The organism is Microbulbifer sp. TYP-18 (assembly GCF_040932045.1).
Lineage (GTDB): Bacteria > Pseudomonadota > Gammaproteobacteria > Pseudomonadales > Cellvibrionaceae > Microbulbifer.
Genome location: NZ_JBFRBC010000004.1, coordinates 17,081 through 33,252, shown reverse-complemented (window position 1 = coordinate 33,252; position 16,172 = coordinate 17,081). Strand labels below are relative to the sequence as shown.

Here is a 16,172-nt window from a genome sequence, read left to right as displayed (position 1 = left end):
AGCCGGGGTGGCGGTTAAGAGGCTACTGCCCTAAAGTGAACAGTTGTGTGTTGCCACCAGTGGCCACTGTGTTGATGGTTTTGGTTTTTTCCTCGGCGAAGCGGAACAGGTAGTGCGGCCCTCCTGCCTTGGGTCCGGTCCCGGACAAACCCTGGCCCCCAAAGGGGTTTACCCCGACGACAGCGCCGACCATATCCCGGTTTACGTAGCAGTTGCCCACCTTGACCCGCTTGAATATGGCGCTGGCGCGCCCCTCGATGCGGGAGTGCAGTCCAAACGTCAAACCGTAGCCGGTGGCATTGATCTGCCGAATCACATTTTCCAATTCGCCGCCTTTGAAGCGCACTACATGCAAAATGGGGCCAAATACCTCTCGCTTTAGCAGCGAGAAGTCCTCGATTTCCACCACTAGCGGGCCAAAGAAAGAGCCACTTGCGGGTTTTTTCTTTGGGTCGTAGGCGAACAGGACACTGGCTTCTTTCTGCATGCGCTCGCTGTGGGCCTCCAACATGGCCAGGGCTTTGTCGTCGATGACCGGGCCGATATCGGTTTCCAGTTTGGAGGGGTCGCCCAGGGAAAGCTCTTCGCAGGCGCCTTTGAGCATTGCCAGCAGACTGTCCGCAATCACGTCCTGGACACACAGAATTCGCAGCGCTGAACAGCGCTGGCCGGCGCTGAGGAAAGCGGATTGAATCACATCGTCGACCACCTGTTCGGGCAGGGCGGTGGAATCCACGATCATCACATTCTGGCCGCCGGTTTCGGCAATCAGCGGGATGATGGGGCCCTCTTTATCTGCCAGCTGCCGGTTGATCAGGCGGGCGGTTTCGGTGGAGCCGGTAAAGGCGACGCCACCCAGGCGCGGGTCGCCGATCAGCAGTGGTCCCACCGCAGCACCAGTGCCGGTGATCAGGTGAAGAACCTCCTCCGGTACCCCCGCTTGCAACATCAGTTGCACGGCCCGGGCGGCGATCAAGGGCGTCTGCTCCGCGGGCTTGGCCAGCACCGCATTGCCCGCCGCCAGTGCCGCCACCACCTGGCCGGTAAAAATGGCCAGGGGAAAGTTCCAGGGGCTGATTGCCACAAATACCCCGCGCCCGGTCAGGTAGAGCTGGTTGCTCTCACCGGTGGGGCCGGGCAGGTCCTGTGGCGCGTCAAAATGACGCCGGGCGCCGTTGGCGTAATAACGGCAGAAGTCCACCGCTTCCCGCACTTCCGACACGCCGTCATTCAAAGTGCGGCCGGCCTCAGCGCAGACCAGCGCCACCAGATCATCCATGTGCTTTTCATACAGCTCGGCGACGCGATCGAGAATCTCTGCACGGGCCATGCCGCCCATACGATCCCAGGCGATCTGGGCCTCAACGGCGGCGGCATAGGCGGTATCGATCTGGTGTTTGTCCGCGTCGGCGGTATACCCCACCAATTCGCCGGTAGCGGGACTGTAGACTGGTTCTGTGGTTTCCCCCATGGCGCCTTTGATGATGGGGCCGCCCCTGAACTGTTTACCGCGGATGTCGTTGACCACCTGCAGCAGTGGTTCCACTGCCAGGGGGTCTGTCAGCTCAATTCCGCAGGAATTGTTGCGCGGCAGCACTTCGTGGCCCAAGTAGATGTCTTTGGGCAGGGGAATCTGTGGATGGCGATAGGGCTTGCAATTCTCGCTCAGTTCGATGGTGTCCTGCACCAGCGTATCAATCGGGGTTTTTTCGTCCATAAAGCGATTGACGAAGGAACTGTTGGCGCCGTTCTCCAGCAGGCGGCGCACCAGGTAGGGCAGCAGGTCCTTGTGCGCCCCGACCGGAGCATAGACACGCACCGGCACCGGCTTGCCGTGCACTGCCTCCACCTGGGCGTAGAGCAGGTGGCCCATGCCGTGCAGGCGCTGGAATTCGTAGTCGTCGCGGTCGCCGGCCAGCTCCAGTATCTGGCCTACGGTATAGGCGTTGTGGGTGGCGAACTGGGCATAGATGGCATCGCTCGCGTCGAGCAGCTTCTTTGCACATACCTGGTAAGACAGGTCCGTATGGCACTTGCGTGTATATACCGGGTAATCGGGCAGTCCCAGCTGCTGTGCATGCTTGATTTCGCTGTCCCAGTAGGCGCCTTTGACCAGGCGTACCATCAGCTTGCGCCCCGTGTCGCGACCCAGGGCGATGAGCCAGTCCGCCACATGCGGAGCGCGCTTCTGGTAGGCCTGCAGGACGAATCCGAGTCCCTGCCAGGCCGCAAGCTCCGGGGCGCGGGCCAGGGCTTCGAAGATGTCCAGAGAGATATCTAGGCGGTCCGCTTCCTCGGCGTCGATATTGAGCCCCATACCGTGTTCAGCGGCGGCCAGGCACAGAGCCTTTACTTGGGGCAGCAGCTCGGTCATCACCCGCTCGCGCTGCAGGGCTGTGTAGCGGGGGTGCAGGGCGGAGAGTTTGATGGAGATTCCGTTGGCCTCCACTACGTCACGCTTGCTGTTATCCGTACCGATGGCTTCAATTGCCGCCATGTAGGCGTCGAAATAGCGTTGGGCGTCCGCCATGGTACGGGCACCTTCCCCCAGCATATCGAAGGAAAAGCGCGTGCCAGGCAGGTTTTCCGCCGGGCCGCGTTTCAGTGCCTCTGCGATGGACCTTCCCAGCACATATTGACCGCCCATGATCTTCATGGCCTGCATCATTGAGGTGCGTACCATGGGTTCACCCATACGGCTGACCAGACGCTTTACCCAGTGGGAGGGTTTTTCGGTGATATCCGGGTCCAGCTCGACGATATTGCCGGTCAGCATCAACCCCCAGGTGGACGCGTTCACAAACAGGGAATCGGACTGGCCACGATGGCTGGACCAGTTGCCGGAATGGACTTTTTCCGCGATCAGTTTGTCGGCAGTATCAGCGTCCGGAACCCGCAGCAGGGATTCCGCCAGGCACATGAGTGCCACACCTTCCCTATTGGATAGGCCGAATTGCTGCAGGAAGGCATCCAATGTGCCGCGCTTGCTCCTGTGTTTGCGGGACTCGGCCACCAGGGCGCGGGAGGTATCGAGAATTTTCTGGCGCGATTGGTCACTGGGGCGTGGGGCCGACAACAGTTCGCTAACACACTGGTTTTCGTCGGCGTGCAGATACTGGCGGGCCTGCTGGCGCGCGCGGTGCAGTTCTCCGGCGAAGTTTGTGGACATGATCACTCCCAAATATCAGTTAGTACGACCAGAATAAAAATCGGATTATGTGGCATTTTGTTCAGAATTAATCGCCATATTGGCGGCAAATGTGGTTAAATATCACGCCTATTTAGCTGATAACCAGTAGGGTATGTTGTCATGTCTCGACAGTTGGAAGACCTGGATAGAATAGACCGTCAAATACTCAGTATCCTGCAGCGGCACGGCCGCCTGCCCAATGTGGAGCTGGCGCGCCGGGTCAACCTCAGTCCGACTCCCTGCCTGGAAAGGGTCAAGCGCCTCGAGCGGGAAGGCTTTATCCGGGATTATGTGGCTTTGCTGGACCCGCTGAAAGTCCATGCCGGTCTGGTGGTATACATTCAGGTGACACTGACGGACACGGCTACCGAAGCGCTGGAAGCCTTCAACAGGCATGTCTCGGGCCTGGAGGAGGTCCAGGAGTGCCATATGGTTGCCGGCGGCTTTGACTACCTGGTGAAAATCCGCATCAAGGACATGCTCGGCTACCGCCGTTTCCTGGGCGAGAAACTGGCTTCGATTCCAGGGGTGCGGGAGACCCACACCTATGTAGTGATCGAAGAGGTCAAGACCGATACCGCCGTGGCGGTGCCGGACCCCGAGGGTGATTCCAGATCCAGCAAGCGCTCCTCCTAGGGCCATTTGCCTCAGTGCTGGCCTGTGTCGAAGAGGGCTGGCGTCAGCCATATACGCCTGTGACGCACTGATTTCGTAACCAGTTTGTTTGCCGGGCTAACAGGGGATAGCTGGCATAGCTTCCTGATTACCCTCGCCAAGCGGGTTTCTGCTGTGGGAGACATCTCAAAGCGATGAAGAATTCTTCTACCGTCAACAACCGCCGCGCCTATCTACTGGCGCTGGCGGCAGTGCTGTGCTGGTCCACAGTGGCCAGTGCCTTCAAGCTGTCACTGCAGTTTGTGTCACCGCTGCAGCTGGTGACCATCGCTGCGCTTGTCTCCACTCTGCTGCTGGGGCTGGTGGTCACATGGCATAAGGAATGGCGCACTCTGGGGGTCTCGTGGCGCAAACGCTGCCGGCTGTATATGGCGCTGGGATTTTGCAATCCGTTTCTCTACTATCTGGTGCTGTTTCACGCTTACGATATGCTGCCCGCGCAGCAGGCACTGTCTCTGAACTATACATGGGGCGTATTGCTGGCACTGCTGTCGGTACCGCTACTTAAACAGCGAGTGCGACGGCGGGACCTGTTTGCGGCTCTGGTCTGTTATGGGGGTGTCCTGGTCATTGCCAGCGGCGGTAGTCTGCACGGATTTCAACTGGACAATCTGCCCGGTGTGGGACTGGCGTTACTCAGTACGCTTATCTGGTGCTGCTACTGGCTACTCAGCACCCGTATCGGAGGCAGCCCGGCGGTCAACCTGTTATTGACTTTCCTGTGCGGTTTGCCCTGGCTTGCCCTGGTGATCCTGATACGGGGAGACTGGCAGTGGCCGCCCCTGGCCGGCTGGATGGGGGCGGTTTATGTGGGCCTGTTTGAAATGGGTATCGCCTTTTTGCTCTGGCAGGCCGCGTTGATGGCCTGCGACAACACCGCCCGCATCAGTAATTTGATTTACCTCTCGCCGCCGCTGTCACTGGTGCTGGTTGCACTGCTGGTGGGGGAGAAGATTCACCCGGCCACGGTTGTGGGTCTGGTGTTGATCCTGCTCGGCGTCGGGATCCAGCGGGGCGCATTGCGCGGCCTGTTGGGTAGGATGTCTTGGGGCGGAGCCATGGCGCCGCCGGACTCTACACATAAATAGCATAGGTAGCCTATGAATTTCGCACTGACCGAAGAACAACAGATGATTGCCGAGGCGGCCCATCAATTTGCTGACAGCGAATTGAAGCCGATAGCCGCAGAGTTGGATAAAAGCGGGAACCGCGAACTGCTGCTGCAGAAACTTAAAGCTTTGGCTGAACTGGGCTTTATGGGTATCAATATCGAACCCGAGTACGGCGGCACCGGCGCCGGCACTGTGGCCTTCAGCCTGGCAATTGCAGCTCTTGCCCGTGGCTGTGCCTCCACCGCCACTACCACCTCTGTAACCAATATGGTTGCCGAGGTGATTCAGGCGGTGGGTAGTGAGGCGCAAAAAGAAAAATATCTGCCAAAAATCTGTAGTGGTGAATATGCTGCCGGTTCCTTCTGCCTTACGGAATCGACGTCCGGCTCCGACGCGGCCGCCATGCGCACACGAGCGGTCAAGGAGGGCGATAACTATATCCTCAATGGCAGCAAGCTCTATATCTCAAGTGCTGAATTCGCCGGAGTGTTCGTGGTTTGGGCGGTGACCGATCCCGAGGCGCCAAAAGGTAAAGGCATCTCCTGTTTCCTGGTGGAGGCGGGTACACCCGGCCTGATCATCGGCAAGGCGGAGGAAAAAATGGGCCAGAAAGCCTCTGTCACCAACGAGGTTGTATTCGACAATTGCCGTATCCCTCTCGCCAACCTGATGGGGGAGGAGAACCGCGGTTTTCGTATCGCCGCCGGAGAACTGGCGGGTGGGCGCATCGGAATAGGTTCGCTGGCGCTTGGCCTCGGCCTGGAGGCACTGGATCAGGCGCGCGCCTATATTCAGGAGCGCGAGCAGTTTGGGCAGCCGTTGGCGCGGTTCCAGGGGCTGCAGTGGCAGTTGGCGGATAAATATACTGAAATGGAAGCGGCGCGACTGTTGCTGTTACAGGCCGCCTGGCAAAAGGATGCCGGCCTGCCTTTTGGGCCCGCCGCCTCGATGGCAAAGTTGTTCGCAACGGAAAAGGCCAATGAGGCGTGCTACACCGCTTTACAAATGCATGGAGGAGCGGGGTACACGCGGGATTATCCGCTGGAGCGTATGGCCCGGGACGCGCGTATTACCACCATCTACGAGGGAACCAGCGAAATCCAGCGTTTGATTATCGCCCGCCACCTTCTCGGATAACCTTTAATCCATCGGATTCCTGCCCATGGAAACCTGCGCTATGACGCGAAATCGACGGTTTTCCCTGGGCTTGCGCCGGTCTCATTCCCGCGGCGGCACATCCCTGTGTCCCAACAGGGCCAACTCAGTGAGTCTGAGCGGGCCCTAGTTGCCGGGTGAATAATCAAAATAATCGACGCCAAAAAATGGAAGTCAAAGCCACCAAGCACGGTATCAGTCTTTACTGAATATTGGCTGGCAGGATTTTACAGGCGTACTCGTTTCCTTAATTTTTCCGCTGGATTTTACCCGGCTGGGAGATAGGAAAAACAACGCCTAGCCGATGTAAAAGCCTGGCACCACTGCGCTGATTTTATCTCTAGTGAACTTTGATCACACCTTGACAGAATGCTGGGCGCCTGGAGCAGAGGGACCTGACGATGAGTAATGGGGCTGAATTGGGCTCAGGGACGCGCAAGCTGTTGATCTATACGGCACTGACCTCAACGCTCACTGCAACCCAGCTGGCTTTTGCCGGGGGACTGTTGTTTTGGGAAATGGGCACACCGACGCTGGGCACAGCGGGAGCGGGTTGGGCGGCTATGCCGGAGGACGCGTCCACCGCCTTCACCAATCCCGCCGGCACCGTCTGGCGGGAATCCACCGAGATAATGGCGTCGGGACAACTGCTGTACGGCCATCTGGATTTCAGCGACGGCGGTGAGAGCAATGTGCCGGGCAATGATGGCGGCAATGCCATCGAGTGGTTTCCCGGCGGAGGCTTTTTTGCTGCGGGTCGCTTGAATGAGAATTTTGGCTGGGGGTTTAGTGTCAGTGGCAATTTCGGTGGGTCAGTGGCCTATGACAGTCAGTGGAAGGGACGGCGATTCGTACGCAAAGTGGACCTGCTGAGCGGCAATATCATGCCTTCTCTCAGCTGGCGGGCCAGTGACAGGCTTTCCCTGGGGCTCGGGTTTATCCTTGCAACCGGCTATTACCGCTTTGAGTCGTCGCCACGGGCGGGCATTCTCCCGGGAGACGCCAGTCTCAGGTATGACGACACACAGGTGTCCCCCGGCGGCAGCCTGGGGGTTATTTACAAGCCCACCAGTGATACTGTTCTGGGTCTGACATACACCTCAACCATCTCCTGGGATTTCAACTACCGGCTGCAGTTAAAGAATTTCGGTCCCCTGTTCGGGCCACTGGCAGAGCAGTTCAATGGCCGCAATTTGCGGATCAATGTGGATGTTCCGCAAACGCTCACCGCCAGTGTTCAGCAGCGCCTTTCCCCAACAGCCACTGTGTACGCCAACCTGAATTGGCAGCACTGGTCAGAATTTGGATATTTCGGACTTGAAATCGACAATCCAGCTCAGGTTAGCGTTACTCTCAACCGAAACTACAAAGATACCTGGCATGGCGCCATTGGAATCCGCCACAAATTTGATAGCGGCACCCTGCAGGACTGGTCACTGTCTGCGGGAATTGCCTACGATAGCGGTATGGTCAACACCGAGAACCGCACCGCGGATCTGGTGACGGATGCGGCCTGGCGCCTGGGTTTCGGTGGCCAAAAGGAACTCTGCTATGGCTTGCGCCTCGACCTCGGCTACACATTGCTATGGTTTGGCGATACGGATATCGACCAGACCGGGCGCCCGCCTTTTAACCCGCGATTGCAGGGCACCTATAAGAATTATTCGGTGAATTTTTTTGGCGCTTCGCTGCAACGCAGTTTTTAATAACCCCTCAACAGCCTGGTACCGGAATATGGATGTTCCGGCAAAATCGGCGACGCCTAAGTCGGTGATTTTGGGAGAAAAGTGGAAATCACATTTTTCGCTTTTCGTGTGTTGCAAAAGGCAGGATGCCTTTTGCAACAACCTGCTAGGGCCTGTTGACGTCCATTCAGCCACTGGGATTCAACAGCGCCTCATAGTGCTGCGCTTTTTTGTCATTGCCGGACTGGTGGTAGAGGCTGGCCAGTGCGCGGATAATACCGCCGTCGTTGGGAAAGCGCTGCAGGCCCCGTTCCAGTACCGCCAGGGCAGAGTCGGTCCGCCCCTCGGAGTTCAGGGCGATAGCGTAAACATAAATATAGCGGCTGGATGTGTCGGTTCCCTCTGCCGCCTTGCGTAAATATTCCATTGCCTCGTGACTTCTCTGCTGCCGGACCAGGCAGAGTCCCAGCGAATGCTGGACCGGCTCCGGATTGGTGGCCTGTTGTAATCCGCGACGCAGCAGTGCCTCCGCCTCCTTTTCTCGGTTGGAAACCCGGTAGAGGTCCGCCAGATTAATATAGGCGGGGGTATAGTAGGGTGCTTTGGCCAGTGCCCGTTTGAACATGGTTTCCGCCAGTTGTGTATTGCCCTCTTGCCAGTGCATGGTGGCCAGATTGGTCAGGGATTCAGGGCGGTCGGCATTAAAGGTTTCCGAAATGCGGTAGTGGTTCAGAGCTGAATCGAACTGCTGGCGAATATCGCGGGGATAATTTTCCAGTGGCGCGCCAACCAGGCTGTTGGCCGATAGGGCCGCCACCACCCGGCTGTTGTCGTAGAGCAGGGGAATGGCGAAAGCCGGCCTGATATTTCCCGGCACCATTTCAAGTGCCTGAGCCAAGCCCAGGTTGAGCAGAGCGTTATCCCCCTGGGCAATGGCCTGCAGTATCGGCGCAGATTTTGGAGAAAGGTAGCGGGGCAGCATAGTCACTGCGGTCGCCCGCGCAATAGCCGGTTGCGATTCATCGGCGATAAGGCGCAGCAATTGGGCTTCCGCGCCCGGGAGTCCTCTGCGCCCGGCGTGGAGGGCCGCGCCGAAGTGCTGTTCCTCCGGCGGGCCGAATCTATCTGTCAAAACAGCGGCTGCCCATTCGCTGGTTTCATCCCGGTGACAGTCGGTGCAGACGTCCGGAGTGCCGAGGGTTTTGGCCAGATCCGGCCGCGGTATGCGAAAGCTGTGGTCCCGCCGCGCATCCACCTGCATATAAGTCCGGGCCGGCATGTGGCAATTGATACATTGAGCGCCGGCGCTGTCCGCGGCGTGCAAATGGTGTTCCGCGGTATCGAATCTGGCCGGCATATGGCATCCCGCGCAGAGATCATTGCCGGAAGCGCGGAGTTGCAGGTTGTGGGGTTTGTGGCAGTCGCCACAGGTGACACCAGCGGCGTGCATCCGGCTTTGCACAAAGGAACCATAAACAAAGACTTCACCTTTGATCTGGCCGTCGGCGTGATAGAGGGGTTCCCGCAGCAGCGCCAGGTTGAAGTAATCCAACAGGAATTCGTCGGGTTTGCGGCCGGGAAAGCTGGTAGACCTGCGGGAATGGCATTGACCGCAGACACCGAGTTCCAGGCGGGATTTATGGCTCGATGTCCGCCGGGCTATGCCAGTGTCCCAGTCCATGGTCCAGTCGCTGCTCTTGCGCCCGGGATACCTTATGGTCAGGCCATTATCGATGTTGTCCGCACCTGGCTGCTTTGCCCACTGGATGTGTCTGGAGCCGGGGCCGTGGCAGGCCTCGCAGCCTATGTTTATATCCGACCAGCTGGTGGAGTAGCTATCCGTTGCCAGATCATAGTTTTTGTGCAGATTGGTGGAATGGCAGTCTGCGCACATGAAATTCCAATTCTGGTTGACACCGGTCCAATGCAACTGGTCCCCGTGTCTCACCGGCTCTTCCGGGTATAGGTGAAACCAACGCTGACCGCCCTCCGATTTGTCTCTGCTATCCCAGGCGATGCTCAAAGCCTGGAGGCGGCCTCCGGGAAACTCGATCAAATACTGTTGCAGGGGACTGACACCGAAGGTATAGGCGATGGGGTATTCCTGCAGTTCGCCGGTGGGCCCGTCGGTATCTACGTAGAATTTACCTCCCTTTTTGTAGAACCTCGACAGAGTGCCAAAGTAGTCGAACTCCGCCTGCTCGAAATCTCCCAGCACCGAACTGGCGTCGGCTGTCTGCATGGCCAGATCGTGATGTGAATTTTTCCAGGCGGCGTATTGGCTGCGATGACAATTAATACAGGCCGCGGAGCCAGTGTAAGTTGGCTTGCGCGCCTCGGCCCTTTTATGCTGGTTTCCCACTAGTTGTTGCAGACCGGAAGTATCTACCGGGGCCACCCTGGGGCTGGAGCCAGGATCCCGGCTGTAAGAAGTGTGTTCAGTGTTGTCGCCCTTGCCACCAGTTCCTTTGTCGCAGCCAGTCAACAGCAAAAAGAAGACCAGCAGTAGATAGTGGCTCCCTGGCATAGCTGATTCGCTACCCTGCCTGTTCATAGACGCGCTCTTATGTCTTCCCTGCGGCCATAAGTGTAATCGATCAGAGGGACTGGAGTGGGGCGCTAGGGTGGCGTCCTGACCAGACAGGCGCAAAATAACACTCTTTTATTTCATTGCGGATTCTGCGGGATGGTTTTCACAGTTGTTTCCCAGGGCCAGGCCCTGGTGAACTTCTGTGGGAAGAGGGAGTGTCGTCCTGGCGTGTTTATTCCGACATTCTCAATTCAGACTGGAGAGGCGCAAGAAGTGGCTTTTTTATAAATTTACTGGCGGCCGGATCAATCGTTTGAATATGGTGCAGACTGGTAGCCAATAAAATCAGATAATGCCTTTTTGCAGTGGTCGATGAAGGAAAGTAAACAGTCCCAGTGAATCCTAAGCCTTTGGTCTAGTCCATTGGTCAGCACTCGCTAATTGAGTGGGTGCCGTAAGGAAGATTCGCTAAACTTCCCACTATGGAACTACTGAAGGAGAAGGCAATCTCCTGATTTGCTGGAATTTAAATGGATAGAATCCAATTAGACAGGGTAGTTCAGTACAGGACTGAACTACCAAAGTTTGCCTACCTACAGGCTGCGGCAGTAGCGATTGCGTTGGGAAGCGTATCTACAATTACATTGCCGTCGTTGTCTTCGAATAGAATTGACACGTCAGCGAATTCAACCGGCACACATCGTAAAGGTAGCCCAGCCACAGAGTTCTTAAGAAGTCCATGGGTGGTATCTGCTTGTAGGGAATTACAGGTTCCTTGCGCTTCTTTTATGTTTAACGTAGTGGGGGCAATAACGAAAGGATAGGCGGCTTGCAGATTGACTGTCCTGTCAACCAAAGTGCAGTTTGCATAGCTAAAGCTGGCAAATAATGCGGCAAATACCATTAAAGCGTTTTGTAATATTTTATTCATATTATTATTCCCTTGATAAATGTGTGGTTAATGTTGTATTTCTGCATTGAAATAGATTCAATCAATGCGCGCCCTTTATAGGTCGGACTTTTTTTTCTTTCAAGGGAATGGTTCACAAAGCCGTGTTGGTCGAGCAGGAATTATTCAGGTCGCTCAATAAATCAGTCAGAAAACTTGCGGAATAATAATTGCCTGCAAGTAAATAGTCGGATAAATCAGCTGTCGATAGTTTTTGCTTTTCTGGTAATTGAAACAATGATAGATTTCCTTTTTAGTAAAGGAAAATAGGCAAGTTAGAAGCTTTCTGGAATTAAATATTCTTGTCTGGGATTTGAAAAAGGAATATTCATTTTCAGTTTATAGTTTTTCCACTTTTATTTTTTACAATAGGGAAAGACTGGGGTTGTGAAATTGGTAACCTTCAGAAGCTTTTGAATATTTGCGGGCTGAAAGTTTAATTTGCGACAAGAAAAACCAAACCTTTACTGTGTTACCTGTCCGATGATTCCAATTGCGGAATGCGTTAATTCTCTGAAGGTGATCCTGTGTCGGCTTTTGGGTCGGAACACCATGACAATTCTCGCCAATAATATCCTCAATATTCGGGAGTGATTGCAGCAGCATATGGCAATACCACACCCTGGAGGTCTAGGCTCCGACCAGGATAACTTCTGAAAGGTGCCGTCTGACCTGTATCCCCAATTTCCCTCTCTTCAGGCTGAGCAGGTAGCCTCCGTCAGTCAGTGGGGAAGGGCAAACCTGGCAGCGACCGCCTCTCCAAATCCCCGTGAACTACAACCAATCGTGACATGCCTCGCTAGTGGCGCATTCGCAATTCCGGATAATTGTGCTTGACTTGTCATGGAAACTTAGGGGGCTTGTGCCGTAAGCCCGCATCACAAAGAGGCTGGAGACGCCTTGCTCGATAAGAAGTCAAGGAGGACTGATGTGACTGACAAAGCGCAGGCCGCGAAGGTATCCGGCCCCGGAACCAAAACCCTGACCGCCGCCACGCTGGGCTTTATGACCGCCGCCACAGTGGTGACCAGTTTGCGCGGTCTGCCGATGATGGCGCAGGAAGAACTCACCATGTTCTTCTATATCGGCTTCGCCACCTTTCTCTTTTTGATTCCCGCAGGGCTGGTGGCCGCTGAGCTGGGTGGCGCTTTTGCCGACCGCACCGGCGGCGTCTACACCTGGATGGGCGAGGCTTTCAGTCCCAAGTGGGGCTTTGTCTCCATCTGGCTGCAGTGGATACAGAATGTGGTCTGGTATCCCACCGGCCTCAGTTTCGCTGCCGCCGCTATCGCCTATGCCATAGGCCTGCCCAATTTGGCGGAAAACAATACTTTTGTGGGCCTCTTCTGCATCATCCTGTATTGGGTCGCCACACTGGTGGCTCTGAGTGGCACCGACTTTCTGGCCAAGGTGACCAAGATGGGGTTCCTGCTGGGCACACTGGTTCCCGGCGTTATATTGATGTTGCTGGCGGTCTGGTGGGCGATGGATGGAAACGCCATCGGCTGGGAGACCACCACGGACCCGGCGGTGACGGTGACCGAGACCGGCGGTAAACACCACCCCCGCTGGTTCCCCCATGTGGCCGGGCTGGGTTCTCTGGCTTTCCTTGGCGGCATACTGCTGAACTTCGCCGGGGTGGAGGCCCAGGGCACCCACGCGGCGGAGATGCGCAATCCCAAGCGGGACTATCCGCTGGCTATTTTACTGGCGGCGTTGCTGTCCTTCGCCATTTTCACTCTCGGTGCCCTGGCCCTGGCGGCGATACTGCCCTATAGCGATATCACCCTGCAGAGCGGCCTGTTTGTCACTTTCGAGCGGGCTTTCGAAAAGCTGATGGGTGTCGGCTGGCCGGTGAACATCCTCTCAATACTGGTTTGCTACGGTGCTGTCGGTGGCGCCCTGGCGTGGCTCGCCGGGCCCAGCCGCGGCCTGCTGGCCACCGCCCAGGACGGCATGCTGCCCCCCTGGTTGCAGCGCACCAATGCCAAGGGCATGCAGCGCAATATCCTGCTGGTCCAGGGCCTGATTGTGACTCTGATCTCGTCCATCTATTTCGTGATCAAGGATGTCAGCACTGCCTTCTTCCTGATCTCGGCGATGACTGTCACCCTCTATATCATTATGTACCTGCTGCTCTATGCGGCGGTCATTCGCCTGCGCAGCACCCAGCCGGACCTGCCGCGCAGTTTTAGTATTCCCGGCGGCAAGACGGGTTTATGGCTGGTGGCCGGAATCGGCTTTTTGGCGGTGGCCTTTGCCTTCGTGGTGTCCTTCTTTCCACCGGACCAGTTGCCGGTGGGCAGCCCGGCCATGTATGTGGTCCTGGTGGCTGGCGGTGCCGTGGTGTTTACGGCTCTGCCGCTGCTGATTTACGCCCTGCGCAAGCCGGGTTGGAAGGCCGGGGGTGAACACGGGCACAAGTCCTTCCACAAAGAGGGCTAGGGCTATCCTTGCGGTGAAGGAGCGCCGGGGCATTCCGGTATTTTAGGCCGCCGGCGCCCCGGGTATCGGTCGCGCGAAAGTTTCTTTTTTGTCGGCAAGGAGGCCGCAATGCAGCAGTATAATAAACGCATCCGCAAACAGTGCTCCTGGTGGCTGCTGGCGGGCTTGTGGACAGCCCTGGGTGCCCAGGCACAGGTGCAGCTTCCGGAAGAAATGTCCCTGGAGATCTACGGTTCGGCCCACGCAGATTTTATCTACGATTTCCAGACCAACGACCCCGACTGGTTCGATGTGAACCGCCCCTCCAAGTTGCCGTCCTTTCCGGGTGAATTTGGTCGCGACGGCCATTTTTATGCCAGCGTCCGCCCCACGCGCCTGGGCCTGCACGTCACTACCCCCACCGACTGTGGCAAGCTCTATACGGCTGTGGAATTCGACTGGTTCGGCGTTGGCGATGAAGCCGGGCAGACGCAGACGCGCCTGAGGCTCGCCTATGGCCAACTGGGGAAATTCGGTGCCGGGCAGCTCTGGAGTCCCTTTATGGACCTGGACGTTGTGCCCAACACCCTGGATTACTGGGGTCCCAACGGGGTGCTGTTTTTCCGCAATGTGCAGGCCTTCTGGCAGCCGCTGCAGGGTGACCGGGAGCTTGTGATAGCGCTGGAGCGACCGGGGGCCACCGGCGATGAGGGGATTTTCGCCGATCGCTCCGATATCCCGGACGTGGAGCTGCGTTTCCCGCGCCCGGACCTGTCCGCCGCCTACAGGCACAAGACCGACTGGGGTTATCTGCGCGTCGCGGCCATCGCCCGCTATTTTAAATACGACGACCTGGATAGGGACGACGATCTTGACCTGAGTGGCAGCGACACCGGCTGGGGCATCAGTCTCAGCTCCAACGTCAAGCCCGACGATCGCAATGTGCTGCGCCTGCAGGCGGTGCGCGGGGCCGGAGTGGAGAGCTATTTTAACGACGCACCGGTGGATATAGCGCCCAAACTGAATTTTCGCGATGCGCGCCGGCCGGTGATCGGCAAGGTGTTACCGGTGTGGGGCGCCACTGTTTACCTGGACCACAAGTGGCATCAGAAGTGGAGCAGCAGCATCGGCTATTCCTATCTGAAAATGGACAATACCAATGGCCAGGCACCGGACGCGTTCAGCAAAGGCCGCTATGCCACTGCCAATCTGCGCTACTACCCGACCTCCCAGGTAATGGGCGGCGTTGAACTGCAGTGGGGCAAGCGCAATAACTTCTCCGACGGCTTTGAGTCCGAGGATGTGCGCCTGCAATTTTCGTTCAGTTACTCCTTCTCCTACACATTGAGGGATCAATCATCATGGAAGTAACCACCACATTGTCATTCAACGCTACGACCGCTTGGCGACACGCACTGTTCCTTCTCTGCCTGTTGCTGATTCCCACCGGTGTGGCGGCGGATGCGCACCAGCCTGCCAAGGCGGATATCCAGAAAGCGGTGCAGCAGGCCCACGATAAATTCAAGGGCAATCGGGACGGCAAGAACGCCTCTTATATACCGGCACTGGCCAAGGTGCCATCGCAGCTCTATGGAGTCGCTGTGGTGACCGTCAACGGGGACGTGATCGAAACCGGTGACAGCGGCTATGAGTTTGCCATCGAATCCGCCTCCAAGCCCTTCACCGCCGCGCTGGTGGCGGAACAGCAGGGAATTGATGTGCTGCCGTCAAAAATCGGCGTCAACGCCACGGGTCTGCCGTTTAACTCGGTGATCGCCATCGAGTTGGAACCGGCCCGTACGGTCAATCCACTGGTCAACGCCGGCGCCATTGCCACCGTCAGCCTGCTTCAGCCCAAAGGCGATTTCGACGCTAAATGGAAAGCCATACTGGACAATATGTCCGCCTTCGCCGGGCGGTCACTATCGGTCAACGAGCCGGTCTACAAGTCCGAGATGGACACCAACCAGCACAACCGCGCTATCGCCACACTACTGCAAAGCTATGACCATATGTGGGATGAGCCCACCAAAAGCACCGAAGTCTATACCCGCCAGTGCTCGGTGAATGTCACCGCCCGCGACCTGGCCACCATGGCTGCGACCCTGGCCAATGGCGGCACCAACCCGGTTACCGGTAAGCGCGTCGTATCGCCGGAAGTGGTGCGCCATATACTGGCGGTGATGGCTACTGCGGGGCTCTACGACAGTACCGGCCAGTGGCTGTGGCTGGTGGGACTGCCCGGCAAGAGCGGTGTTGGCGGTGGCATCATCGCTGTGGCTCCGGGCAAAATGGGCATTGGCGCTTTCGCGCCACCGCTTGACGAAGCCGGCAATAGTGTAAAAGGGCAAATGGCAGCAAAGTTTTTATCAGAGACGCTGGGGCTCAACCTGTTTAAGAGTGAGCCTGCCGGCAGCTAAGATCCCGCAAGCCGCGAGTTGGCAATTGTCAA

Annotated in this window: 10 protein-coding genes; 7 read left to right on the top strand and 3 right to left on the bottom strand. The window is 57.2% G+C overall.

Annotated features, from left to right (window positions below; genetic code table 11):
- Positions 1-22: 22 nt before the first annotated feature.
- The gene (gene putA / locus ABVT36_RS06010; RefSeq protein WP_368455739.1) at positions 23-3,169 is read right to left on the bottom strand and encodes a bifunctional proline dehydrogenase/L-glutamate gamma-semialdehyde dehydrogenase PutA; all 3,147 of its coding nucleotides are present in this window, start codon (positions 3,167-3,169) and stop codon (positions 23-25) included.
- 141 nt (positions 3,170-3,310) lie between these two features.
- Between putA and ABVT36_RS06005 the strand changes: the two genes are divergently transcribed.
- The 4 genes from ABVT36_RS06005 (at position 3,311) to ABVT36_RS05990 (ending at position 7,838) form a co-directional block, all read left to right on the top strand.
- Positions 3,311-3,826, top strand: a complete 516-nt coding sequence (locus ABVT36_RS06005; RefSeq protein ID WP_368455738.1) for an Lrp/AsnC ligand binding domain-containing protein — start codon at positions 3,311-3,313, stop codon at positions 3,824-3,826.
- A 173-nt stretch (positions 3,827-3,999) separates the two neighbouring features.
- Complete coding sequence (locus tag ABVT36_RS06000; protein WP_368455737.1) at positions 4,000-4,953, top strand: DMT family transporter; 954 nt, start codon at positions 4,000-4,002, stop codon at positions 4,951-4,953.
- 12 nt (positions 4,954-4,965) lie between these two features.
- Positions 4,966-6,114: an acyl-CoA dehydrogenase family protein gene (locus ABVT36_RS05995; RefSeq protein ID WP_368455736.1), complete on the top strand. Its 1,149-nt coding sequence runs from the start codon at positions 4,966-4,968 to the stop codon at positions 6,112-6,114.
- 419 nt (positions 6,115-6,533) lie between these two features.
- Positions 6,534-7,838, top strand: coding sequence for an OmpP1/FadL family transporter (locus ABVT36_RS05990; RefSeq protein ID WP_368455734.1), 1,305 nt, complete (start codon positions 6,534-6,536; stop codon positions 7,836-7,838).
- Between the two features lie 166 nt (positions 7,839-8,004).
- Here ABVT36_RS05990 and ABVT36_RS05985 read toward each other — a convergent pair whose 3' ends face one another.
- Positions 8,005-10,371 carry a tetratricopeptide repeat protein gene (locus tag ABVT36_RS05985; protein WP_368455733.1) on the bottom strand — a complete coding sequence of 789 codons (2,367 nt, stop codon included), beginning with the start codon at positions 10,369-10,371 and terminating at the stop codon, positions 8,005-8,007.
- Between the two features lie 565 nt (positions 10,372-10,936).
- Positions 10,937-11,278 carry a TGF-beta family protein gene (locus ABVT36_RS05980; RefSeq protein ID WP_368455732.1) on the bottom strand — a complete coding sequence of 114 codons (342 nt, stop codon included), beginning with the start codon at positions 11,276-11,278 and terminating at the stop codon, positions 10,937-10,939.
- Between the two features lie 948 nt (positions 11,279-12,226).
- Here ABVT36_RS05980 and ABVT36_RS05975 point away from each other — a divergent pair.
- The 3 genes from ABVT36_RS05975 to glsA all read left to right on the top strand — a co-directional run bounded on the left by ABVT36_RS05975 (position 12,227) and on the right by glsA (position 16,140).
- Positions 12,227-13,741, top strand: coding sequence for an amino acid permease (locus ABVT36_RS05975; protein WP_368455731.1), 1,515 nt, complete (start codon positions 12,227-12,229; stop codon positions 13,739-13,741).
- 108 nt (positions 13,742-13,849) lie between these two features.
- The gene (locus ABVT36_RS05970; RefSeq protein WP_368455730.1) at positions 13,850-15,091 is read left to right on the top strand and encodes a DcaP family trimeric outer membrane transporter; all 1,242 of its coding nucleotides are present in this window, start codon (positions 13,850-13,852) and stop codon (positions 15,089-15,091) included.
- Complete coding sequence (gene glsA / locus ABVT36_RS05965) at positions 15,082-16,140, top strand: glutaminase A (protein ID WP_368455729.1); 1,059 nt, start codon at positions 15,082-15,084, stop codon at positions 16,138-16,140. Before ABVT36_RS05970 ends, glsA begins: the two co-directional genes overlap by 10 nt.
- Positions 16,141-16,172: the final 32 nt, after the last annotated feature.